19 protein-coding genes are annotated in these 23,450 nt (G+C 61.3%); 5 read left to right on the top strand and 14 right to left on the bottom strand.

All coding sequences use genetic code 11. The features are described from left to right. Positions 1–71 precede the first annotated feature (71 nt). Together PQG80_RS09100 and PQG80_RS09095 are read right to left on the bottom strand one after the other, a co-directional pair. The gene (locus tag PQG80_RS09100; protein WP_271750977.1) at positions 72–725 is read right to left on the bottom strand and encodes a DUF2306 domain-containing protein; all 654 of its coding nucleotides are present in this window, start codon (positions 723–725) and stop codon (positions 72–74) included. Further along, on the bottom strand, positions 715–846 hold the full coding sequence (locus PQG80_RS09095) for a hypothetical protein (protein ID WP_271750976.1): 132 nt from the start codon (positions 844–846) through the stop codon (positions 715–717). Before PQG80_RS09095 ends, PQG80_RS09100 begins: the two co-directional genes overlap by 11 nt. A 215-nt stretch (positions 847–1,061) precedes the next feature. On the opposite strand from PQG80_RS09095, the gene PQG80_RS09090 reads away from it, so the two are divergent. The 4 genes from PQG80_RS09090 (at position 1,062) to PQG80_RS09075 (ending at position 4,393) form a co-directional block, all read left to right on the top strand. Then, positions 1,062–1,754, top strand: coding sequence for a response regulator transcription factor (locus PQG80_RS09090; protein ID WP_271750975.1), 693 nt, complete (start codon positions 1,062–1,064; stop codon positions 1,752–1,754). After that, positions 1,751–2,827, top strand: coding sequence for a sensor histidine kinase (locus PQG80_RS09085; protein ID WP_271750974.1), 1,077 nt, complete (start codon positions 1,751–1,753; stop codon positions 2,825–2,827). The genes PQG80_RS09090 and PQG80_RS09085 overlap by 4 nt, the downstream gene beginning before the upstream one ends. 180 nt (positions 2,828–3,007) lie before the next feature. After that, entirely contained in the window at positions 3,008–3,586 is a 579-nt protein-coding gene (locus PQG80_RS09080) for a TetR/AcrR family transcriptional regulator (RefSeq protein WP_271750973.1), read from the top strand. 90 nt (positions 3,587–3,676) lie between these two features. After that, on the top strand, positions 3,677–4,393 hold the full coding sequence (locus PQG80_RS09075) for an SDR family oxidoreductase (RefSeq protein WP_271750972.1): 717 nt from the start codon (positions 3,677–3,679) through the stop codon (positions 4,391–4,393). A gap of 69 nt (positions 4,394–4,462) precedes the next feature. On the opposite strand, the gene PQG80_RS09070 is transcribed toward PQG80_RS09075, so the two are convergent. Together PQG80_RS09070 and PQG80_RS09065 are read right to left on the bottom strand one after the other, a co-directional pair. Further along, positions 4,463–5,353 (bottom strand): copper amine oxidase N-terminal domain-containing protein, encoded by an 891-nt coding sequence (locus PQG80_RS09070; protein ID WP_334219814.1) that lies wholly within the window; start codon positions 5,351–5,353, stop codon positions 4,463–4,465. Positions 5,354–5,651: 298 nt separating this feature from the next. Then, the gene (locus PQG80_RS09065) at positions 5,652–6,095 is read right to left on the bottom strand and encodes a LysM peptidoglycan-binding domain-containing protein (RefSeq protein ID WP_271750971.1); all 444 of its coding nucleotides are present in this window, start codon (positions 6,093–6,095) and stop codon (positions 5,652–5,654) included. Between the two features lie 213 nt (positions 6,096–6,308). Between PQG80_RS09065 and PQG80_RS09060 the strand changes: the two genes are divergently transcribed. Next, positions 6,309–7,085 carry an endonuclease/exonuclease/phosphatase family protein gene (locus tag PQG80_RS09060; RefSeq protein ID WP_271750970.1) on the top strand — a complete coding sequence of 259 codons (777 nt, stop codon included), beginning with the start codon at positions 6,309–6,311 and terminating at the stop codon, positions 7,083–7,085. Positions 7,086–7,455: 370 nt separating this feature from the next. On the opposite strand, the gene PQG80_RS09055 is transcribed toward PQG80_RS09060, so the two are convergent. From PQG80_RS09055 to PQG80_RS09010, 10 genes are all read right to left on the bottom strand, one after another. Next, positions 7,456–9,972: a PKD domain-containing protein gene (locus PQG80_RS09055; protein ID WP_271750969.1), complete on the bottom strand. Its 2,517-nt coding sequence runs from the start codon at positions 9,970–9,972 to the stop codon at positions 7,456–7,458. A gap of 193 nt (positions 9,973–10,165) precedes the next feature. Further along, positions 10,166–11,992: a sensor histidine kinase gene (locus PQG80_RS09050; protein ID WP_271750968.1), complete on the bottom strand. Its 1,827-nt coding sequence runs from the start codon at positions 11,990–11,992 to the stop codon at positions 10,166–10,168. After that, positions 11,989–13,554: a response regulator gene (locus PQG80_RS09045; protein WP_271750967.1), complete on the bottom strand. Its 1,566-nt coding sequence runs from the start codon at positions 13,552–13,554 to the stop codon at positions 11,989–11,991. Before PQG80_RS09045 ends, PQG80_RS09050 begins: the two co-directional genes overlap by 4 nt. Positions 13,555–13,691: 137 nt before the next feature. Beyond that, positions 13,692–15,278, bottom strand: a complete 1,587-nt coding sequence (locus PQG80_RS09040) for a DUF3502 domain-containing protein (protein ID WP_271750965.1) — start codon at positions 15,276–15,278, stop codon at positions 13,692–13,694. A gap of 46 nt (positions 15,279–15,324) precedes the next feature. Continuing rightward, positions 15,325–16,215 carry a carbohydrate ABC transporter permease gene (locus tag PQG80_RS09035; RefSeq protein ID WP_271750964.1) on the bottom strand — a complete coding sequence of 297 codons (891 nt, stop codon included), beginning with the start codon at positions 16,213–16,215 and terminating at the stop codon, positions 15,325–15,327. A 10-nt stretch (positions 16,216–16,225) separates the two neighbouring features. Continuing rightward, positions 16,226–17,152, bottom strand: coding sequence for an ABC transporter permease (locus PQG80_RS09030; RefSeq protein ID WP_271750963.1), 927 nt, complete (start codon positions 17,150–17,152; stop codon positions 16,226–16,228). A gap of 116 nt (positions 17,153–17,268) precedes the next feature. Next, positions 17,269–18,540: a carbon-nitrogen hydrolase family protein gene (locus PQG80_RS09025; protein ID WP_271750962.1), complete on the bottom strand. Its 1,272-nt coding sequence runs from the start codon at positions 18,538–18,540 to the stop codon at positions 17,269–17,271. A gap of 228 nt (positions 18,541–18,768) precedes the next feature. Next, positions 18,769–19,716, bottom strand: a complete 948-nt coding sequence (locus PQG80_RS09020; RefSeq protein ID WP_271750961.1) for an acetylxylan esterase — start codon at positions 19,714–19,716, stop codon at positions 18,769–18,771. 281 nt (positions 19,717–19,997) lie between these two features. Then, entirely contained in the window at positions 19,998–21,704 is a 1,707-nt protein-coding gene (locus PQG80_RS09015; protein ID WP_271750960.1) for a type 2 periplasmic-binding domain-containing protein, read from the bottom strand. Between the two features lie 123 nt (positions 21,705–21,827). Then, on the bottom strand, positions 21,828–23,435 hold the full coding sequence (locus PQG80_RS09010) for a response regulator (RefSeq protein WP_271750959.1): 1,608 nt from the start codon (positions 23,433–23,435) through the stop codon (positions 21,828–21,830). Between the last annotated feature and the right edge of the window lie 15 nt (positions 23,436–23,450).

Genomic DNA, 23,450 nt, shown 5'->3' with positions numbered 1-23,450 from the left:
TCTTCGTCTGCAAGTCTACAAAATACGAAAAAACGGCTTCCTCCGGAAGTCGTTTTTTCAGCGTCGGGGCGCTACGGCAGCATGGCCGCGCCTTTTCCCTGCGGCTTCCCGTACGATCGACGGACGACGAACTCCGCGATCGCGGCCAGGAGCAGGATCGCAGCATAGACGCTGACCGCATAGGCCGTCTCGTAGGGCAAGCTGAGCAGGCGCTTCAGGACCGTCTCCATCAGATGGATGGCCGCGTTCGTGAAGCAAAATGCGTAGCTGCGGATCATCCATCGCCGGTGACGGTCCACCTGCTTGCGGCGAATCTGTATCAGCGCGGTTAGCGTCACGGTGATCCAGATCAAGTTCAGCAGGTTGAAGGCCATCGAGACTGTGCGGCCTCCGGTGGCATAGGGCGCCATGTACCCTGACGTCACGACGACCATCAGCACGCTGACGAGATAGACGTACCCGACCGCCCGATGCCGGCGGCCGCGCTCTCGGGGCGACCGTCCGGCGAAGTTAAGCGCCCCGGTCAGCAGCGCTAGGCAGGCGAACGCGATATGGATATCCAGTACGCGCAGCCATACCGGCAGCCGCAGCGGATGCGCGAGACCGGTCTTGTGCCCGAGGAATGCGACGGCCTGCGGATCGATGACGAGCCGGTTCAGCAGCGTCCAGGCGACGAGGACGGCCGACAGGACGAGGACGATACGGTGCGGCGCCTTACCTGTCATGGCGTCGTCCGCCGAATCCTCTGCCCTCGCGCAGACGGGCGAACCGGAAGGCGACGAAGACGAGCAGCGAGATTCCGAACCAGAGATTGGCGGAGAGCAGCAGCTGACTGTGGAAGGACATGACGAATCGCTCCTTTATTGGGGGTGGATGGCTTATCCGCTCTAACTGTAACCGGAATCTGTCTCGGATCGGTATGCCCGATCGTCACGATACCGTCAAGGAGCCGTCACGAATCCGTCGGCCGCGGCGTCGGGAGGATCCGGGATGGTATACTGGCTATACAACGCAGCGTTACGGGCGGAATAGCGGCAGTGCGCCAAAGGGAGGCTATGAGGATGCGGCAGCGGACGGTTCTGGTCGTAGACGATGACGAGAGCATCGTGGAGCTGATGCGCGATTTTCTGGCGAACGACGGGTTCCAGGTCATCACGGCGCGGCATGCCGAGGAGGCGATGGCACGATTCCAGGCGGACGGCGCGCAGTGCATCCTGCTCGACATCATGATGCCGGGTCAGGACGGCTTTGAATTGTGCCGCAGGATCCGGGCGATCAGCGGCGTGCCGATCCTGTTCCTGAGCGCGCGCGACGACGATCTGCACAAGATCCGGGGACTCGGCATCGGCGGCGACGATTATATCGTGAAGACGGCTTCGCCGAGCGAGATCGTGGCGCGCGTGAAGGCCGCGCTGCGGCGAGCGGAGGCGCCTCCCGCGTATGCCGCGCCGAGGCTGCTCGACTTCGGCCGGCTGCAGCTCGATCTGGCGAGCCGGGACGTGCTCGCCGACGGCGCGCGCGTATCCTTGACGCCCAAAGAATACGACATCCTCAGGCTGCTCAGCGAGCATCCCGGCCAGGTCATCACGTACGAGCAGCTGCTCGGCCAGTTCTGGGAAGGCATCGGCGACAAGCATACCGTGCGCGTCCATATCGCCCGGCTGCGGGAGAAGATCGAGCTCGATCCCGATCAGCCCCGGTACGTGGCGAACGTATGGGGCATCGGCTACCGCTTCGAGGGCAAGCCCCGATGAGGCGCCTGCGCATCCGGAGCTTCCTGGTCCTGGCGCCGGCGACGGTCCTGACGCTCTCGTGGGCGGCGTACGTCGCCGTGGCGATCGCGGAGTCGGGATCGGCGGGCATCCGGCTGGGGGAGGGGCGTCCAAGCCATGCCGGACTATGGATCGCCGCGCTGGCCGGCGCGCTCATGACGGCAGCGCTGCTCGGCTACGGTCTCCGCCGGTGGGTCGTCAGGCCGCTCGAAGCCATGGGCCGGGGCGCGAGGGAGATCGCCGGCGGCGATCTGGACGTCGTCCTGCCCGCGTCCCGCATCCGGGAGATCTCCGACGTACGGGACGGGTTCGAGGCGATGGTCGCGGGACTGCGGCAGTCCGTCGCGGACCGGGAGGCGCTGGAGGAGGAGCGGCGCTTCTTCATCGGGGCGATCGCCCACGACCTGCGGACGCCGCTATTCGCGTTGAGAGGGTACTTGGAAGGCCTCGAGCAGGGGATCGCCGCGACGCCCGAGCAGACGCGGAGGTACGCGGCGGTCTGCCGGGAGAAGGCGAGCCAGCTGGATCGCCTCGTGTCCGATCTGTTCGCCTATGCCAAGTCCGAGTATCCGGAGACCGTCCGGGCAGGCGAGGTGCTCGATCTCAAGGCGGAGCTGCGCGGCGCGGTCGAGGGCATGCGCGGATCCGCGGAGGCGAAGGGCCTATCCGTCGTCGTGGAGCCTCCGGACGCCGCGCCCTGCCTTATCCGGGGGGATGCCCATCAGCTGGCGCGCGCTATCGGCAACCTGCTGGACAACGCGGCGAGGCACGCACCGCGGCAGGGCCTCGTCGTCGTGCGATGCAAGCCGGAGGGAGAGCGGATCGTCCTGATCGTCCGGGATAACGGCGCCGGATTCGCCCCGGCGGACCTCCCCCGGATCTTCGAGCCCCTGTATCGGGGCGAGTCGTCCCGCAGCAGGGACACGGGCGGCGCGGGGCTCGGCCTGGCCATCGCGCGGCGGATCTTCAGAGCGCACGGCGGCGACCTGACCGCAGCTAACCGTCCGGAAGGCGGGGCGGAGCTGAGCGGCTGGATCCCCCGGGTGCGCGATTGAGATTAGCATGCGATCCAGCGACGGACGGCCGGTTCTGATTACGGGAACGATCGGTAAAAATAATTCTTTACTGATCGTTCCCAATATGATAATCTGAGTTCAGAGCAAGGGAGGTGACGAGCTGCGGCCATTCTTTACCGAACGTTCTAATCCTGTTATCATAGGCCAGGGGTGATCATGATGGCCAGAAGCAAGGAATTCGAGGAGAACGCCGTGCTGGACAAGGCGATGCGGCTGTTCTGGGAGCAAGGCTACGAGAAGACGTCCATGAACGATCTCGTAGAGCGTATGGGCATCCATCGCAGGAGCCTTTACGATACGTTTACCGACAAGCGCACGTTGTTCCTGAAGGCGATCGATCGGTTCGAGGCGCGCATGGGCGCCCGCCTGAAGGCGGCGATCAAGCAATCTCCCACGGCTGCCCAGGCGATGCGCGCGGTGTTCGATGCCATCATCGACGGCGAACCGGATGCGCCGGCAGGCTGCATGCTCGTGAACTCCGCCGCCGAGCTCGCGAACCGCGACGCGGGCATTGACGCTAAGATCGTGGAGGCCTTCGCCGGCACGGAGCGGCTGCTGGCCGAGATCGTGGCGTGGGGACAAGACGGCGGCGAATTCACCCGGCAATACGAAGCGGGAGCGTTGGCGGCATATCTGCACAATGCGCTGGCGGGCCTGCGGGTGATGACGCGGACTTCGGCCGACAAGGACAAGCTGCGGCAGATCGCCGGGATGTCTATGCTGATATTGGAGCCGTGAAGGCGGCCCTCTTTTTTTCAGATATTTAGAACGATCGTTCCCATTTGTAAGAAACCACTAAACCGTACCTACATTCGAGGAGGAATTGAAGTGACAAACGCAAACGCAATCGCACTGGTCACCGGCGCAAACAAAGGAATCGGGCTTGAAGTGGCCAGACAGCTCGGACGGCAAGGGAAGACCGTATTGACGGCCGCGCGGACAAGGGCGTCGGCGGAGGAGGCTGCAGCCGGGCTGCGGCAGGAGGGCATCGACGCGGTCGGCGTGGAGCTGGAGGTCACGAATGCCGCGCATATCGAAAAGCTAGCCCGATTCATCGAGGAAGAATACGGACGGCTGGATATTCTGGTCAACAATGCGGGCGTCTGGGCGGAGAGCTTGGCGTACGAAGGCGACGCGTTCCGCGATACGTTCGAGGTCAACACGTTCGCGCCTTTCCTGATTACGGAGGCGCTGCTGCCGCTGCTGCTGAAGAGCGATGCGGGCAGAGTCGTCAACCAGAGCAGCGCGCTCGGCTCGATTCAGTTCATTCTCTCCAACGAGCTCGCCCAGCGTCTCGCTACGCCGGCCTATGCGGCTTCCAAGGCGGCGCTGAACATGCTTACGGCTTATTGGTCGCAGAAATATAAGGGCACGAATCTGAAGGTCAACTCGGTGCATCCGGGTCTGGTCAAGACGCGCATGGGCGGGGATAAAGCGGAGCTGTCGGTCGAGGACGGGGCGCTGACGGCAGTTCGCCTGGCAACCGTGGGCGCGGACGGCCCGACGGGCGGGTTCTACTACATGGACAGCGAGCTTCCTTGGTAAAGGGGATGAACGAAAAAATCCGCGCGGCAGGTCGATCTCGGACCTGCTGCGCGGATTTTTGATGTTGATTTACGGATTGTCGTACACGACGACGGACTGGGATACCGGCTCCCACTTGACCGTCGAGTTCAGCGCTTCGCTGACGAAGCGCACGGGAACGACGGTGCTGCCCTTGACGACGGTCGCGGTTACGTCCAGTTTAACGGTTTTCCCGTTCACGTACGCCGTCTTGCTGTTCAGGACGAGCTTGACGCTCGTGCCGTCGCGGGTCACGGTGACGGTGCGTTCGGCGGCGTTATAGACGACTTCAGCCTGCAGAGCCTCGGCGATGGCGCGGAAAGGCACCAGCGTACTGCCGTTGCGGATAATCGGCGCTACCGCCGGAATCGTCTCGTCCCCGTTCACGAACAGGTTCACGCCGGTTTTACCCGACTTTTTGTACAGCTTGCCGAGCTTTTGGTAGGAAGCAAGGTTTTTGGCGTTGGCTTTAATGGCTTCTTTTTGCACGTATACCGCATCGACGACGCTGCCCTTTTGATCGAGCAGGTCGGCAATCGCGGACAAGGCCTTATCTTGTTCTTGAATGATCTCCAGATCCGCCTTCTGCTGATCCGTTAATTTCATCTCGTATTTCGTGAGCAGGATATCGGCCAGAACGGCGCCTGCCGGCTTGTCCTTAACGTTCTCGATCGCATGGAGCAGGCCTTTGTAGCCGTTCGGTCCTCCGTATGTAGCGGACGTGACGCTTTCCTGGTTGCCGTAAGTAGCGGAGGAAGCGCTTTCCTTTTTGCCGTTGCCGTTGGATTCGTTCTTCTTCTCTTCGACCTGCGGTTTGACTGCGGCGGAGTTGCCGCCTTTGTTCCCGTTCTGCTCGGCCGACTTGGCGAATGCTGCCGTTCCGGTCATCAAACTTGCGGCCAAGACGCAGGACAGGATCGCCGTCCATTTCATTTTCATCATTTCCGTTAAGCCTCCTTGAAGTATGTACTAGGTTCGTAGGCGCGAGCTGTAACAGATATTAAATTGAGCCCCGCCTTGCGGCTTATGATAACACATGCGCAAAACAAAAATGAATGGTCGGATTGTCGTATAATGTCGTACGACTAGGTTAGGTCTTGACAACCGTCCACGGCGAATTTGCGAGAGTCGACAGGCTGGACGAGCTGCCGGCGATCCTCAGCCTGACCGCCAGACACAACAAATTAACAGCTATAAGCCGCCAATCGATCCGATTTGGCGGCTTATAGCTGTTTTTTCGTTATTTATATTGTCCTTGCATCGCCGGCTGTCCCGGCTGCTCCGATGCCGGCATCTCCGTGTAAGACTTTTGACACATCATGTTGGAAATACGGGGAATGTAAACCATCTCGCCCGGCTGAAGACGGTTCGGGTTGGACAGCTGCGGGTTGGCTTCTTCCAAGATCGAATGAGGGATATTGTATTTGTGGCCCACCGAAGCTAACGTATCGCCATGCTGGGCTTGATGCTGCGCGAACAGCATGTCGTCCGATTGTCCGTCCCTGAAGAAGGGGAAAAAGAACGGGGAAAAGAAGAAGAACGGAAACAAGGCGCGGCCGGGGAAAAAGGGATGGGGGAAAGGTCGAAAGAAAGGACGACCGAACCCGCCGCCAAAGCCGCCGCCAACACCACCGCCAAAACCTCCGCCAACACCGCCGCCGGGGAAAAATCCACGATTCATCATGAAGCCCTCCGTTAAAATAGTCATTTGTCTATATAGAGTATCGCGCTGGGCGTAAATGGTTACAAAATCGGTTAGAGAATGGTGCGGTCATTGCCCAGCCCGGTCCCCCGCGAAGCGTACCTTTGCAAAAAGCGGATATGGACCGCGAGGGATACGAGAGGTAAACTGATCTCAAGTTGCTTGTGCGTCGATTCGAACCTGAGGTGCATACACGTGGAATGGAAAATCATGACGTTTAATCTGCGCACCAACGTCCCGTCGGACGGAGAGAACGCGTGGCCAATGCGGCCCGAAGCCGTAGCCCGGGCAATCCTGCGCCACGATCCGGACATCGTGTGCGCGCAGGAGGCGCTCTATGCGATGCTGCTGGATCTGGAGCCGCTGCTCGAGAAGTATTCATGGGTAGGCGAAGGCAGGCGCGGCGGGCAGAACGACGAGTTCTGCGCGATCTGGTTCAAGAAGAGGAAGGCGAGCGTCGCGGAATCCGGCAGCTTCGGGCTGTCGGAAAAGCCAGAGCGGCTCGGCGAACTGGGCTGGGGCGCGGACTACCCGCGGATGTGCACGTGGGCCAGGCTGCGGATGACGGACGGCGGCGAGCTCGCGGTGTTCAACACGCATCTGGACCATGTGAGCGAGTCGGCGCAGGTGAACGGTATGCGGCTGGTAATGGATCGGATCGGGGAGCTGCGGGAGCGGACGGGAGCATCCGTCGCGCTGACGGGCGACTTCAACGTCGGTCCGGCGCACGCGGTGGTGCGCGAGTTGGAGCAGGCGGGGTACGTGAACGGCTATTCGTCGCTTCCTGGCGGGGCCGCGGCGGCGGGCGCGACCTTCCACGACTTTCGGGGCGGCGAAGCCGGGGAGCCTATCGACTACATCTTCGCTTCGCCGGACGTCGCCGTGAGCCGGATCGAAGTGGATCGCGGCCGGTACGAAGGGCGGTATCCTTCGGACCACTACCCCGTATGCGCGGTGCTGTCGACGAGGTAGCACGCACCAAAAGGAAACGGAGGCCGGCTGATTGCCGACCTCCGTTTCCTTTTGGTGCGACGATACGGCCATCCGGAACGCTCGGCTCACAGAATAGCGCTCAAAAGGCATCTATTTCGCCCGAAGCGTGCCGTATCTCGCAAAATAGTTGTCCAAAGGCAGTTAACGCGCCGGATTTCCCGCATTTCAGCCGCTGGGGGCAGGTTTAACTGCCTTCTGGCAACTAATCTTGTTTCTCAGCGAATGGGTCCGGATATAATTGCCTTTTAGCAACTAATTCAGTGGCTGCGCGATTGTCCCCTCGGTGGAGGCGGATGCCCGATAGTGCCATGCTGCGTTTCGTGGCGCATCGGCGTCCGGGACAATCGGATTACGGCGTCGGCGCAGGCTTAATGCTGAAGTCGTCGATCCAATACTCCATGCCTGCGGAGCCTAGGTCCCTGATCCGGAAGCCGGCGGACCGCAGGCGGTTCAGGTTCGCGTACGTGCCGCCGAGATCCCGGATCTCTCTCGCGTCGACCTCGATCGTGTGCCACGCTCCGTCGGCGGTGAGGGTGTGGGCGGCAGTCGGCTCGCTCGCCGCGGCGGTTGCGGCGATCGGGTACATCTGATTGTCGTGCTCGTCCCCCCCGAGCGGATAGGCTTCGAGCGCGAGCACGAGCTTCGTTCCCGAGTTCACCTTGTACTTGGCGCTGACGATCGGGAACTGGTCGATGTTCCAGTCCGTCGGATAATAGGCGTAACGAAGCTGCTTGGTCTCGTCGTTGGCGCCGTTGTACGGCACGTGGATGACGCCGTTCGTGCCCTCGAACTGGCGCGTGGCGCTGGGCACCTCATTGCCGCGCTTGCTGTAGCGGAACACCTGCCGATACACATAGTCGTCCGCGTCGAACGAATGGTACACCATCGGCTGGGTCAAATAATTCGCCGCGTTCACGATAACGTACGTCACGCCGGAGATCTTCTTGCCGGCCGCGTCCGTCGCCGTGGCGTACACCGTGTACTGCCCGGGCTGCGAATAGGCGTGGCTCGGCGTCGCGCCCGCGCCCGTCGAGCCGTCCCCGAAGCGCCAGGCGTAGGACACGGGCGTGAAGCTGCCGGATACGCCCGCATCGAACGCTATCGAGGTGCCGACGGTGGACTTGAACGTGCCGGTCGTGACCTGCAGGGACGCGGGCGCGGTCGAGCCCGTCTCCACGAGGCCCACGTCCGGTGCGCTGCCGGCATAGGCGATGTTGACCGATGCGCCGTTCGACCAAGTGAGCGGCGCGTCCAGCGTGAGCGTGCCCCCGGTTATGACGCCGGTGGTCGAATTTTTCGTATAGGCGATGTTCGTGATGCGCGCGCGATTGGACGCGGAGCCGACGGAGACGAGGTCGCCTGTCTCGCCGGCGATGCCCCAGCCGTCGTAGAAGTAGCTCGGATTGACGACGTTCAGCGTCGTGCTCGCGGTACCGGCGGCCGAAGCCGTCGTCAGGTTCGTGCCGGCGTCGACCATCGGACTGCCGAGCTGGAGGGTATAGTCGTAATCGCCGGGATCTTTGAACAGCGGATCCACGTTCGTGTTGTCATCGAATTGCGGCAACTGGGAATTCGCCAAGTCGGACATCGTCTCCAGCTGCGACAGCGTCCACAGCGTGTAGTTGGTGTAGTTGTTATTGGTGCCGAGGAAGTTAGGGGCGTTTCCGCTACCGTTCCAGAAGTTGTTGTCGATAAAGGCGAACGTCGGGGTGCCGTCGGGATTGACCCGCCGCTCGAAGTATCTCAAGTTGCGTTTGGACGCGTTCTGATCGTTGTTGTAAAAAACGTTGTTCTTGAAAAACTCGTTTTTGATCGTGAATACGCCGTTGCCTCCGAGCAGATGGGCGAACACTTCGTTTTCCGCGAACACGTTGTTGTAATAGACGGAGTTCGTGTAATACAGGTCGTTCGCATAAGGGGCGCTGCCCAGCGTGCCGCCGCTATAATTGCGGATGAAGCGGTTGTTGCGGAAAATAATCCGGTCCGCATGGATCGAATCCCGCGACGACGCGTTGCCCGACCCGAAGCGCTGCTCCGCGAAGACGTTGCCTTCGAACAGGATCCGGCTGCTCGGGAACACCTCGAAGTTGCGGCTCCACTGGCTGTTGAACACGTTGCTCCGCACGACGACGTCGCTGACGGTATTGTAGGCGCCGCCATAACCGAACACGACGACGGTGTGCCTGGCCTTGCTGAAGTCGTTGCCCTGGATGAGCAGCTTGGAGCTGTTGGCGAAGGAGATGAGATCGTCTCCGTCGTACGCTTCGGTCATCGTATTGTTCAGCAGCTTCAGCTGTTCGGTATAGTTGACGGAGAAAGGCGCGCGGAGCCCCAAGCCTCCCGTGGCGTAGCTGAACACGTTGTCCGAGATCGTGATGTTGGTGCTCTTCGTACCGGTCGCCGTGCCGTCGCTGCTGTCGAGGAGCAGCCATTTGCCGTAATTCAGGTTGCCCTTCACCTTGAAGCCGCTGATCGTCAGATAAGACTTCCCTTTGATCTTGATGACCATATGATTGTCCATCGGGTTGGTCGTCGCCGTGTAGGTCAGCGTCGCCTGCCCGGGATTCAGCGCCTTGTAGGTGATCGGATTGCCCGCCGTGCCGCTGTTCTGCGGGACGAGCTGCTCGATATAGTTGCCGTTCATGAACAGCACGGTATCGCCCGCCGTCACCGTGGCCGCCGCCTTGGTCAACGTCCAGGGCGAGCCGGTCGTGAGGCCGGTATTCGTCGCGCTGCCGGTCGGGCTGACGTAATACGTGGTCCCGGTCGCATGCGCCACGCGGGCAGGACTCGCGGGCCACCATCCGAGCGTGCCGACGAGCATGCATACGGCCGCTAGCCATGAGATCGCGCTTCTTCTTTTCAATTCAACTTCATCTCCTTTTTGATTGAATGGCCTTCCGAGCTCGAGCCTTGCCAACTCTTCGTTCGAGTGAGACCGTTATGGTTTTCGCATCCCCTCCTTTGAGGCTTTATAAATGAAATCGTTTACACAAATCGTTAAAGCCGTGGTGCAAGGACTACGGCTCTCTTTAATAAAGCTCGCTTGCCTAACGCTTCTACGAGGACGCCCCCATTCCCTGGACGGGCGGGATGCGGATGTCCACCTCGGTGCCGGCGCCGGGCCGGCTGCTGAAGCTCAATCCGTACTGCGGACCGAAGTATAGCTTAAGCCGCTCGTGGATGTTGCGAACGCCGTAGCCGTGCCCGGCATCCTGGGAAGGCTGTCGGAGCATGCCCGCGAGCGTCTCCTCCGTCATGCCCGCGCCGTCGTCCCGCACGGTCAGGATGATGGAGTCGGACTCCAGCCGGCCCACGATGGTGATCGTGCCGCTCTTGTCCGGCTTCATCTGAATGCCGTGCACGATGCTGTTCTCCACGAGCGGCTGCATCGTGATTTTCGGAATCTCGAAGAGCAGGATCTCGGGATCGATGTCCCAGGCCAGCTCGATGCTGTTCTCGAAGCGATGGTTCTGAATCTCGATATACGTGCGCAGATGCTGCATCTCGTCGCCGATCGAGACGATGTCCTGTCCCTGCCTCAGGCTCAGCTTGTAGAAGCGGGACAGGGAGCTGATCAGCGATTCGATATCCGGACAATCGTGCTTGATGGCCATCCAGTTGATGAGGTCGAGCGTATTGTACAGAAAGTGGGGATTGATCTGCGATTGCAGCGCTTTGAGCTCGGCCTGCACCAGCTTCAGCTCCGCGTTTTTGATCTCTTGCCCCGTTTTTACCTGCTCGTCGATCAAGTCGCCGACCCGCTTGATCATAAAGTTGTAAGACTCGGCCAGCTCCCCGATCTCGTCCCTGCCGAAGTTCTGGTGAATGACGGACAGATGCCCGCCCTGCACCTGCCTCATCTTGAAGATCAGGCGATAGATGCGCCTCGTGCTGGACACGGAGCTGATATAAGCCAGCAGAAAGGCGACGACGGCCATGGCGATCATGACGAGGATCAGCACGTTGCGCTGCTGGGAGCTGGCGGACAGCACGTCCTCGAGCGGGATGACGCTGACGGCCCGCCAATCCGTACCTGCGATCGTCCGGCAGCCGACGATCGCTTCCTTGCCGTTCACCGTCGTCCGCTCCCAGGAGGCTGCGGCGGGGTCGGCGACGCGCCACGCGTCCGTAAGCTCCGCGCCCGCGGTCGAGAGGACGAGCCCGTCTCCGTTCTCGATATAGATCATGCCGGAGCTCGTGATGCGGGCGGCCTGGCCCAGCAGATCCAGCACGTCCTGTCGCAACAGATCCACGCTGAGCACGCCGATATTCGCGGCATAGTCGTACGGATCTTTGACGAGGCGGACGGTGGACAGCACCTCGTTCTCCGCGATCGCTCCCGTCGTCTCGGTGTAGTGCGTCGTCGTGGGCGTCAGCAGGACTTTGCCGTTGCTGTTCAGCAGCCGCTTGTACCAAGGCGCGTCCCCGATGTCGTTCACGCTGTAGATCGATTGGCGGTCTCCGGCGTACATCAGCGCGTCCGGCACGAACAGGCGGATCAGATAGATATCCTGATTGCGCATCAGATACCGGAACAGCCGCAGCAGGTAGGCGCTGTCCTTCACTTGCATGGGGATGGGGTAGGGCGCGTGCATTCTCCCGAACACTCTGGCCGCTTCTTCGTCAAGGATGATGTAGTCCGATATCAGGGAAGCGTCGTTGATCTTGGATTCGAGCGAAGCGACCGCCTGCTCGAACGACTGCCTGGCCGCATAGACCGTGTTCTTCTGGATCGTGTGGGACGTCTGCCTATAGGCAAGCAGGGTGAAGCTGCCGAGCGGCAGAATCATCAGAAAAAAGATCAATAGGATAAGTTTCTGCTGGATCTTGAGATCCTGGATGAACGACCATGGCGCCCGAACCGCTTGACCGAGCTTCGTCATTGCCGCTCCCTGAACTCGGAAGGGTTCATGCCGGTCGTCTTCTTGAATATTTTCGTGAAATGATTGGCGCTCTGGTAGCCGACGCGCCTCGAGATCTCCGACAGCTTCACCCTGCGGTCGCGCAGGAGCGTCTTGGCCTGCTCGATGCGGACGTCGGTGATGTAGCTGTTGATGGTCTGTCCGGTCCGCTCCTTGAAGATCCTGCACAAGTAGGTCGGCGTCAGATACAGCCGCTCCGCCATCCGGTTGATGGAAAGCCGCTCGTCGCCATAGTGCTCGTGGATATGCTGCGTGATCGCGAATACGTGCTGCCCGTTGCTGCTCTTGGCGAGGACGCGGCTCATGACGGCGTCGACTCTGCCCGACAGATCCTTCAGGATGGCGGCCAGGTGGGGCAGCTGCATGAAGGCGTCCCGGAGGGATGCCTGCTCGTGAGCTTCGATCGTCATAATATTGTACCGCTCCGCAAAGGCGTGCAGCGCAAGGAGCATGTCGTAGAACAGCTCTCTGACCTGCCTGACGGGCAGTCCGGGCCGGCGCTTAATCTCGTCGTGGAGCCGCGCCAGCTCTTGCTGAGCCTTGTCCTTGTCGCCCGCGTGCAAGCCTGCGAGAAAGGGCTGCAGGAGCGCCGAGTCCAGCCGAAAGTCGTCCCGTTCGTCGGCCTTGTCCTCGTAGATGGCCATCCGGTCGGGCCCGGCGAAGAATTGCTCCTGCAAGGCCAGCTCGGCGGTCCGGTAAGATTCCCTAACCTCCGCCGCGCCGTCCGCCCGCCTGCCGACGGCGAGAAAGAGCTCGACGCTCGCGCCCGAAGCTTGTTCGATCCGGTCCTTGAGCCGGGCGAACGCCGCGGGCTGGATGCTGCGGCCGGTGATGCCTTTTCCGTAGAAGTGGATGACGATATGACGATTGTCGATGAAGCCCGATATCGACCGGTAGAGCGGACTGGCGAATGCCTCGGCGATCGCCTCGCGGATCGGCGCCCGATAATGCCGTTCGACGATCAATTCCCGGTCCTTCCGAATGTCGACGCGGAGGATGCCGGTAATGAAGCTGCCGCCGGGAGGCAGGTCTCCGAACGCATGCTTGAGCTGCGGCGCAGGATTCGCATTCGCCGATCGCTCGCCGATCAGATCGAGCGCGAGCTTCTCCTGGAGGAGGGCGTCGCTCTCTTCCTTCGCGGTGCGCTCCATGACCGCGGCGTCCACGGCTTCCCGGACGACGCGCTTGAGCTCGGTGCGGTTGATCGGCTTTTCGAGGTAATGGACGGCGCGGAGCTGGATGGCAGCTTTGAGATATTCCTTGTCCGCATAGCCGCTCAGGAAGATGATCTTGCAGTCCGGCAGCATGCCCCTCACGCGCGTCGCGAATTCGATGCCGTTCATGCCCGGCATCCGGATATCGGACACGACGATGTCGGGATGCAGCCGCTCGGCCGCCTGCAGCGCTTCGAGACCGGACCCGGCGCTCTCCACTTGGCTGACCCCGAGACTCTCCCAGGGAATGTACTGGACCAATCCTTCTCTTGTCGATTTTTCGTCGTCCACGATGATGAGCTTCACCATATGCGTTTATTCTCCCCGGGCCAGACTGTGCTGCCTATGCGTTCGACGCTTGCCTTGTGGGAAATTATACCGTACTACCTCGAAAGGCTCCAGCGGCAGGGAGGCCGCTAAAGCCATTCGAAGGGTTCGGAACCGGATTATTTGGATTTCAGATATTCGTCGATTTGCTTCTGGGCGACTTCCTTGTATTTCGCGAGGCCGGCCTGGTTCAATTTGTCCTTGTATTCCTGGATGCCGGCGTCCACGTCGTTCGTGAAGCCCATGTACAGCGGACCGGCGTATTGGGTGAACAGGTTCGACAGATTGGTCGTAATCTCGCTGATCTCCTTGGCGTTGATGGAGAAGTCGACGAGCGGATTCGGCTCGTAGCGGGCCTTGGCATCGGCGAGCAGCTCGGCATAGTTCGGGAACGAGCCGTCGAATACCCTGGTGTACGTCTCGTTCGTCCAGCCCCATGTGCCGGCGGCGTTCGGCGGGTACTTGCTGTCGGCCGGGAAGACGATGTCGCCCTTTTCGTTAATCGTGTAGTGCGTGCCCTTGAATCCGTACTGCGTCAGCATGTTGTACTCTTCGTTATACCGCAGCAGGTCCAGCAGCATGAGCGCGCGCTCGGCGTTCTCGGACTTGGCGCCGATCGCCATGCCGCCGGCCATGTAGGAGTAGCGGTCGATCGGGCCTTGGAAGGCGGGGTAGACCCGCAGATCCCATTCCGGATGCGACTTGTTCACTTCGTTGTAGATATTGTTCGCGCCAGGGATGCTGGTGATCAGCGCCGCGTTTTTGCCGTTTTTGAAGGAGTCGTTCAGGGTGACCGTGTTCGACAGCGCGTTTTTGGACCAATAGCCGGCATCCTTCCATTGCTTCATCTTCTTGATGAATGCCGTCGTCTCGGGCAGGTCGAACGTATTCACCAGCTGGAGGGAAGGATCGTCCTTCTTGAGCGCGATCGGGCTCGTGCAGTTCGGCGTACCGGGCGCCATCAGGTTGTTGTTGCCGAAGTACAGGGCGCAGAGCGTCCAGGCGTCGTTCTTGCCCATGTTGTACGGGATCATGCTCTTCTCGTTCTTGGCGACGGCGTCCAGGTAGACGCCGAAGTCGTCGATCGTCTTGATGTCCGGCACGTTGTACTTCTTCATCAGATCGCCGCGAACGACATAGGCGCTGTAGTTGAAGCTGGCCGCCAGGGTCGGGATCGCGAACATCTTGCCGCCGACGTAGCCGCCGGCCAGTTTATCCTTGTCTTCCATGGCGGTCTCCGGCGCGTATGCGCTCAGCATCTCCGGCGTGATCTCCTTGAAGGCGCCTCTTCTGGCGTTGTCCTGATAGTTCATGTAGTTGGCGGCGAAGATCAGATCGAACTTCTCGCCGGAGGACAGCATCAGATTGTAGGCGTCGTTGGACAAAAAGGTAATCTTGACCGTGGCGTTGATGTCGCGCTCGGTCATCTTGTTCAGTTCGTCGTGGATCAGCTTGGCGTCGGGCGCGCCGTCCGAAGGCAGGTACATGCTGAGCTCCACCTTCTTGGAGATGTCCGGGCCCGAAGGCGTCGACGCGGACGGAGAAGCGCTCGCCGAGGCGCTGGACGTCGCCGAGGCTTCGGGCGATGGGCTGGATGAAGACGAAGCCTCGCTTCCGGAATTGTTCTTCGCGCAGCCGGCGAAGATCAGTACGGCTGCGAGCATAGCGAATAGCAAGATGCCGGGTTTGGACCGCTTTCTTTTCATGTCGTGTTTCCCCCTTAAATGTATGGTGAACTGGAAGATCCCAGCTTTACCCTTTCACGGCGCCTACGGTCATGCCTTTGACGAAGTACTTCTGGACGAACGGATACACCAGGATGATCGGCCCTGTGACGACGACCGTCATGGCCAGCTTGAACGTCTCCGTCGGCATCTGGGCGACCGGCATTCCGGTCTTCTGCGCGACGATCTGCGCGGCCTCCATCGAGTTGAATATCTTGTACAGATGATACTGCAGCGGGATCAAGCTGGGCTTGGTGATGAACAGCATCGCTTGATACCAGTCGTTCCAGTACGTGAGGGCGATGAACAGGCCGATGGTAGACAGCGCGGGCAGCGAGATCGGCAGATACAGCCTGACGAAGATCGTCAGGTCGCCGGCGCCGTCGATCTTCGCGGATTCGCCGAGGCTCTCCGGGATGCCGGTGAAAAACGTGCGCATGATGATGATGTGGAACACGGCGAACAGATGCGGGAGCAGCAGCGCCAGGAAGCTGTTTTTCAACCCCAGATTGATCATGACGAGGTACCAGGGAACCAGGCCTCCGCTGAACAAGGTGGTGAAGAAAAAGAAGAAGGAAAACTTGTTGCGGTACTTGAAGTCCCGGCGGTGAAGGACGTATGCGGTCATCGCCGTCAGGAAAAGCCCGAGGACGGTACCCGACACGACCAGCAGGATCGTGACCGTGTAGGCGCCTACGATGACCTCCGGCGTCCGGAAGATCAGCTCGTAGGCTTCGAGGGAAAACATCTTCGGGATCAGCCTGTAGCCATATTCGAACAGCGCGGAATCCTTGGTGACCGATCCGGAGAGGGTGATCAGGAACGGAACCAGGCACAGCAGCGAGATCGCGCCGAGGACGACATAGCCGATGACGTTAAACGCGAGCTTATCGGTTTTCTTGATCGTGTTGACCGCCACGGTACCACTCCTAGAATAACGCATAATCGGGATTGACCTTCTTGATGATGTAGTTCAGCGAGATGATGATGACGAAGCCTACCGCCGACTGGTAGAGGCCCGCCGCGGCCGGCATGCCGAGGTCTAACCCCTGCTGGTACAACGCGCGGAATACGAAGGTGTCGATCACGTCGGTCGTATTGAAGAGCAGGCCGTTGTTGCCTACGAGCTGGTAGAACATGTCCAGGTTGCCTCTGAGAATGCCGCCGACCTGCAGCAGGATCATGATGACGATCGTGACCTTCAATAGCGGCAGGGTGATATAGCGGATGCGCTGGAATATGTTCGCGCCGTCCAGTTCGGCCGACTCGTACAGCTCGGGATTAATGCCCATGATGGCCGCCAGGTAGACGATGCTGCCGTAGCCGATGAGCTTCCACAGGTAGAAGCCGACGATGATGAAGAACCAGACGGAGGGATTGCCGTATATGTCGACGGGATCCATGCCGAGCGTCCTCAGCAGCGTATTCAGACTGCCGAACTCGTAGTTGAAGATGCCGTATACGAACGAACCGACCACGACCCACGAGATGAAGTACGGCAGAAGCATCGTGGACTGCAAAAATTTCTTGATGCGCTTGCCCCCGAGCTCGGAGAACAGGATGGCGACGCCGACCTGGAAGACCATGCCGACCAGGATGAAGGCGAGGTTGTAGAGGATCGTGTTCTTCGTCAGGAGCCAGGCTTGCCCGGATTCGAAGAAGAAGGAGAAGTTCTTGAACCCGACCCACGGACTGTGCAGGATGCCCTTGTCGAATTCGAAGTACTTGAAGGCGACGATGACGCCCCCCATGGGCACATAGTGGAAGATAATGAAATAGACGACGGCCGGCGTCAGCATCAGAAATAGCATTTTGTTTCTTCTGAGCTCCGCGATAAAGCCCGATGTTTTGTGCATAAGACGACCCCGTTCGCTTGGAGTATGGCGCGATGCCAGCTTCTAGGCTTAAATATAGCAGCGCTTTCATAACGCAGATAGCGCGTTATCCTGCACTGATGGGCGATATATTCTACTTATTCGCGCGGGTCGCGCCCGAGCAGGCCGCCGTACGTATCCGGCCGGCGCTCCCGGCGGAACAGCGAGCGGGCTTCGCCGTCGGCGTCGCCGACGGACAGCCAGTACTTGTAATAGCGTCGATCGAGGTCGATCTCCGCGACGGCGACCCCGCGCGCCTCCTCGGAGAGCTCCGCGATCACTTGGCCCTGCGGGTCCACGATCCGGCTGGGCTTCTCCTCCCACATGCCGGCGACAACGACGTGGATGCCGTTGTCCGCCGCTCTCGCGAGCGATTGGATGCGCGCGTTGCCCTGCGTCGGCACGAAGAGCAGCTCGGCGCCCTGCAGGGCCAGCAGACGCGCGACCTCGGGGAAGTAGCTGTCCCAGCAGATCATGATGCCGATCCGGCCGAAATCGGTGTCGAAGACCGGATATTCGCTGCCCGGCGTCACGCCCATCTCGGCTTCGAAGAGCGGCAGATGCGTCTTGCGGTATTTGCCCGCGATCCCGCCGTCCCGGTCGATCAGGACGGCCGTGTTGTACAAGACGCCGCCCTCGGTCTCGAACAGGCTGGCGATGACATAATAACGGTGCTTCCTCGCATAGCTCGCCAGAAAATCAGTGAACGCGCCCGGAATCGGTTCGCCGAAGCGGCCGTAGCCTCTGCCGCCGACGCCCTGCTCATAGACGCCCTCGCTCAGGCACACGATATCCGCCCGCCGCGCGCCGGCTTCTTCCAGCACGGCGCCCATGTCGGCCAGGTTGTCCGCCCGGTCGCCGGTGAACTTGTTGATGAGCGTCGTGGCGACCCGTACCTTCCGCGTGCGCGGCTGCGCCGTCTCCGCGACTACGGGTCTCCGCCAGGCGACCGAGCCGCCCGCCGACCATCGGAACGCCAGCTCGACCTCGACGAACGCAGCCCCTTCGGGCGCCCGCATCGTTCTGCGCAGGCCGACCCAACCGTCCTCCAGCACGCTGGTTTGGTCCACGTAGTCCCGCGTGATCGGCGCGTCGGCCGCGTCGGACCAGGTGAGCAGCGCATAGACGTCCGCGGCGCCCGCGTCCACGCCTGTCGCCAGATAGTCGGCCTCGATTGCATAGGACATCCCGCCGCGTACGCCGGCCGCTTTGCAGGTCCATTTTCCGTATGCGTTGGGCGCGCCCGTCGCTTGTATGCGCAATACCGGCTCGCCGTCTCTTACGTCCCTATGGAACTCCGGCGCGAGCGCTTCGTGCGGCGACCCGCTCTTCCAGTCCGCCGCGCCAGGCGACGGCATCAGATTCGTCATCGCTTTTTCCCCTCTTTCCATCGGCTTCCGCCCGAGTTAAACGGCATTATAGCATCGCCCGCGCGCCGGGAACTACGGCAGGAACCTATCGTTATGGGCGGGATCCTGCACAGTTTGGAGGCGGGAGGGAGACGGGAGAGATAGCGGAAATAGTTTCCGCTATGGGGGTGAGATGGCGGGGGGTGGGTGAAATAGCGGAACTTATTTCCGCTATGGTGGGGAAGACGGTCAGAGATGCCGCGAGAAAAAAGCGTGGGCCGCCGACAGGTGGCCGGGAGGCATCGCGTGTCCCATGAACGGATGGACTTCAATCGACTTGTCCGGGGACGCGATCCGGTTATAGGCGGCGAAGATCGTCTCGGGCAGGCACGTCGTGTCCTTCAGCCCGACAGAGACGTGCACGGGCACCGCGATGCGATCCGCCAGATTCGCGATGTCGAAGTAGCCGAGCGTGCGGAGCACCTGGCCCAGGCGGTCCGGGAATCGCGCCGCGAAGTCCGCGGCCTCGGACACCGAGCCGACCGACTGCATCATGCCGAGATCCATATGGCACATGTTCGGCACGTGCGCGATCGCCGCCCGCAGCCCGGGAGCCAGGGCGGCTGCGAGCAGCGCCAATCCGCCGCCCTGGCTGCCGCCGAACGCGAAGACCAGCGCGGGATCGACCTCCGGCTGCGCCATCGCGCACCGGACGGCGCGCAGGGCGTCGATCGCGATCGCCCTGAAGTAGGAGCGCTCGGGCTCGAGGATGCCCTGCGTGATCCATCCCTTGGCCATGCCGTGCGCCTGCGGCAGCCCGTTGCCCGTATCCCCGCCTTGCCCGCGCACGTCCACGGCAAGCACAGCATAGCCCATGAGCAGCCAGGCCGCGTGCTCCTCGGGCAAGCCCTTGGAAGAGGAGTAGCCGTGGAAAACGACGACGCAAGGAGCGGGACGGCGGAGCGGTACGGGCGGCAGCAAGAATAAGGCGTGAACGGCCGTGTCCGCCGCGCCGTCCATCACGACTGCGAAGGCCTCGGCCTGCAGGAAGGGGGCGTCCGCCGGCTCCCGGCGGTAAGAGACGGGCGGCGCGGCCTCCCGGCTCGCGCGATCCCAGAACGCCTCCAGGTCCTCGGGCGCAGCAAGCGCGGGCCTGTATTGATGCAATGCATGGATTCGTGCCTCGATGGCGTTCATGGCGCGGCATACCTCTTTCGTTTTATCAGCAAGCGTACGGTATCCAGGCGGCAGGCCATAGCACTGAGAGTTATCTTTATCGGCGCGATCCTGCACTCTTTCTTCGAATGAACCGCCTATCTGCGCGTAAAAGGCATCGATATGGGCATATGGCCAGTCACGACATGATCGTCTATCAATTATTTTTTAAAGCCGCGTTCGTGCGACTCGCGCCGGACATAAAAAGGACGGCGGAGAGGGATGCCTCTCGCGCCGTCCTGTTCTCTTTTAGGAACCAAGCCTTATTGCGATACCGACTTGAACCAGTCGTTGACTTCCGTCGTGATCTGATCGCCGCCGTTTGCCTTCCAGCTGGCCACGAAGGTGTCGAACGCGTCGATCGGCAGCTTGCCGTAGATGATCTTGTTGAACGTCTCCAGCTCGGATTGACGCAGGAGGTTCCACTTGGAGATCATGGTCGGCGTCGCGGCGCCGGTAAAGTAGTTCTGCTTGCGGACGTCGATCTGCGACATGACGACCTTGGCCGCGTACCAGTTCTCCGGCTTGCGGGACTCCGCCTGCTGCTTCTCGTAAGGCGTCTCCGGCTTGCCGCCGTCCGCGAGCTTGACGAGCGTCTTCATGTACAGATCCGGAATGCGTGCCGGGCCGGTGATGAACGGGAACTTGTCGTTGTAATTCTTGATCTTGGCCGAATCGCTCGTCGGCTGGCCGTCGACGATATCCCAGTCGTAGCCCTGGGCGAAGCCGTGCTCGTATTTGCTGCCGGCGGCCGGATTGGCCAGATTGTCCAGCATGTAGTTGTAGTAGAGAATGAGCGCTTCGGGATGCTCGGCGTTCTTGTTGATCATGAAGCTGCTGTTGACGCCGGAATTCTGCCACTTGGTGCCGATCTTGCCGTCCGGTCCGGTCGGTACGGGATAAGCCTTGTACTTCGCGCCCGCGACGTTCTTCAGCAGATCCGGCGCAGGCCAGTCCGGCACCCAGTTCGCGCCCGGCAGGACGCCGGCGTTGCCTTTGGTCCAGATCTCGGCGGACTTGCCTTCGTCCCACAGCGCGGTATCCGGGTGAATGTAGCCCTTCTTCATCCACTCCTGCAGCTTGGCGAGCGCCTGCTTCGCGCCCGGGTTGACCGAGCCGTACTCGAGGTTGCCGTTCGCGTCCTTGTTCCACTGTTCCTCGATCGTGCCGTACGCGCCGAAGAGCCAGTCGAGTCCGCCCATCCACGTGTTCGTGTTGCTCTTCATTGAGATGGCGAGCGGGTACACGTCCTTCGCCGCTAGGCCGTCGGGATTCTGGTTCTTGAACTTGTCCATGACGTTCTCGAGGTCCGCGATCGTCTTGGGCGCTTCGAGGTTCAGCTTTTCCATCCAGTCCTCGCGCAGCCAGAGCAGCGTATCGTCGTTGTCGGTGTACTCGAGGATCGGCAGGTTCCACTTCTTGCCGTCCTTGGTGAACGGATACCACAGCTCGGGATGCTGGGCGGCGTGGTCCTTCCAGATCTGGTTGGCGTACTTGTCGAAAAGCTCGTCGATCGGCATGAACTCGCCGGAATCGATCAGCTGGTTGGTCAGCACCGAATCGGTCGGCACCATGATGAAGTCCGGCAGCTTCTCTCCGGAGGTCAAGGCGAGCTGAAGCTGCTGCTTGTACTGGTCGCTGCCGGCCGGATACCACGTATCCTTGCTCAGCTTGATGCCGAGCGTGTCGAGCATCCAGCGGTCGTGCACGTTGTTTTCCTTGGTGTCGCCGTTCGTGTACGTAGCCGGCATGAGAATCGTGCTGATCTCGATCGGCGGATCGTACTTGCCTGCCGCAAACGCCTTGTCAGCCGCGGATTGCCCGGACGAAGCCGATGCCGACGCGCTCGCGCCTGAAGCTGCGCCGGACGGGCTCGCCGCGCTGTTGCCGTTGCCGTTGTCCGCGCAGCCGGCCAGCATGGCGACCGACATCGCCGCAGGCACCAGCCAAGACTTCTTGAATTTAGCCATATTTGAATCCCCCACTGTCGCATGATGACTGCATGTGTTAACTGTACCAACCGTCCGGGGAGGGCTTCCATAGGGGGATGTTAGTTTTCGTAGGACTCTGTTAGGCCGTTGAGGCGAAACGTTTCAATGACGCTCCCGATACTCCTGCGGCGTCACGTCGAACTGCCGCTTGAACACTTTGATGAAGTAGGCCGGGTCCAGATAGCCGATCTCGTTGCTGATCTCGTAAATCTTCTTGTCCGTAGACTTGAGCAGATGGCAGGCGCGGTTCATGCGCAGGGCGGCGACGTAGTCGCTGATGCCCTCGCCGGTCTCCAGCTTGTAGATCTTGGACAGGTGAGTCGGATGCAAATTAACGTGGTCGGCGAGCGCGCGCAGCGAGACGTCGAGATGCAGATGGGCGTCTACGTACTTCCGGATCTTCTGTACGTACTGGGAGCGAGCGTCGTGCGCGTCGTCCACCGTGCCCGCGCGCAGCTTGGCCAGCGCGCCGAGCGACCACTTGCGCAGCTTGCCGATCGAGGCGAACGCCTCCCCGTGCTGCAGCAGCTCGATCTCCGGGCCGAGCAAGCCGGCCAGCGTCAGGCCGCCGCGATGCGCCAGGTGCATGAAGGCCGAGGAGATCGCGAAGCCGACCTCCAAGCAGTGCTCCCAGGATTCGGAGCCTTTGTCCTCCAGCTCTTCGAACACCGCGGCCAGCTTCTCCTCCGCGGCTTCCCAGCGCCCGGCCTCGAGCAGATGGAGGAGGACGGGCGGCCGGTGCAGCACTTCGAGCGCGCCGAGCGCGGACGCCTGCTCCGTCGGGTCCACCTTCATAACGAACTCCCGCTCGTCCCCGACGATCCTGCGGAAGCAGGAGGCGGCTGTGCGGTACTGCTCGGGCAGCCGCTCGGGGAACCGGAACGGCTCCGTGATGACGACGGACAGCGAGCCCTTGAGATACTGCTTGACCTTCGCCTGCACCTGCATGGCCAGATTCTCGAGCAGCAGGTCGGGCCGGTCCACGGTCTCGCCGCGCTTCGACTGCAGCAGGAACGCCAGATAGCCGTGCTCCTCCTTGACGCTCCAGACCTCCATGGACTCGCGGAAGATCTCCTCCGCGATGTTGGTAACCGCATACTCCACCAGATGCTGGCCGTCGTTGCGGGAATCGCCGAACTCGTCCTCCAGCCGGACGAGCGCGAGCGCGCAGTCTCCGTCGCGGAACGGCAGGCCGTAGGTGTCCAGCTTGCGCGTCCACGCCTCGGCCGACATCCGCTCGCCCCGGATCGCGCCGAGCAGCAGCTGCCCGCGCAGGAGCGGCAGATTCTCGCGCAGGGCGAACTGGGTCCGCTCCAGAGAGCTGATGCGTTCCCACTCCGCCTGCAGCTGCCCGATCGCCGCGCGGACCGCGCCGAACAGGTCTTCGTCGGTCGGCGGCTTGAGCAGGTAGTCGATCGCATGGTTGCGGACGGCCTGCTGCGCGTAGTCGAAGTCTGCGTGGCCCGACAGGATGATGCACTTGATCCGCTTGTCGTACTCCCGGATCTTCTCGATAAGCTCGACGCCCGTCATCTCCGGCATGATGATGTCCGAGATGACGATGTCGATCGGATGCGTATCGATGATCTGCAGCGCCTCGCGCGCAGAGTAAGCTTTGTGGACGCGCTCGATGCCCAGCGTATGCCAGGGCTTGTGCATGGACAGGTTGTCGACCCAGTGGGCTTCGTCGTCTACGATGATCATCTGCATGGATTAGGCGCTCCT

It is taken from the genome of Cohnella rhizoplanae, assembly GCF_948329515.1.
GTDB lineage: Bacteria > Bacillota > Bacilli > Paenibacillales > Paenibacillaceae > Cohnella > Cohnella rhizoplanae.
This window is presented reverse-complemented; position numbering and strand designations above follow the sequence as displayed.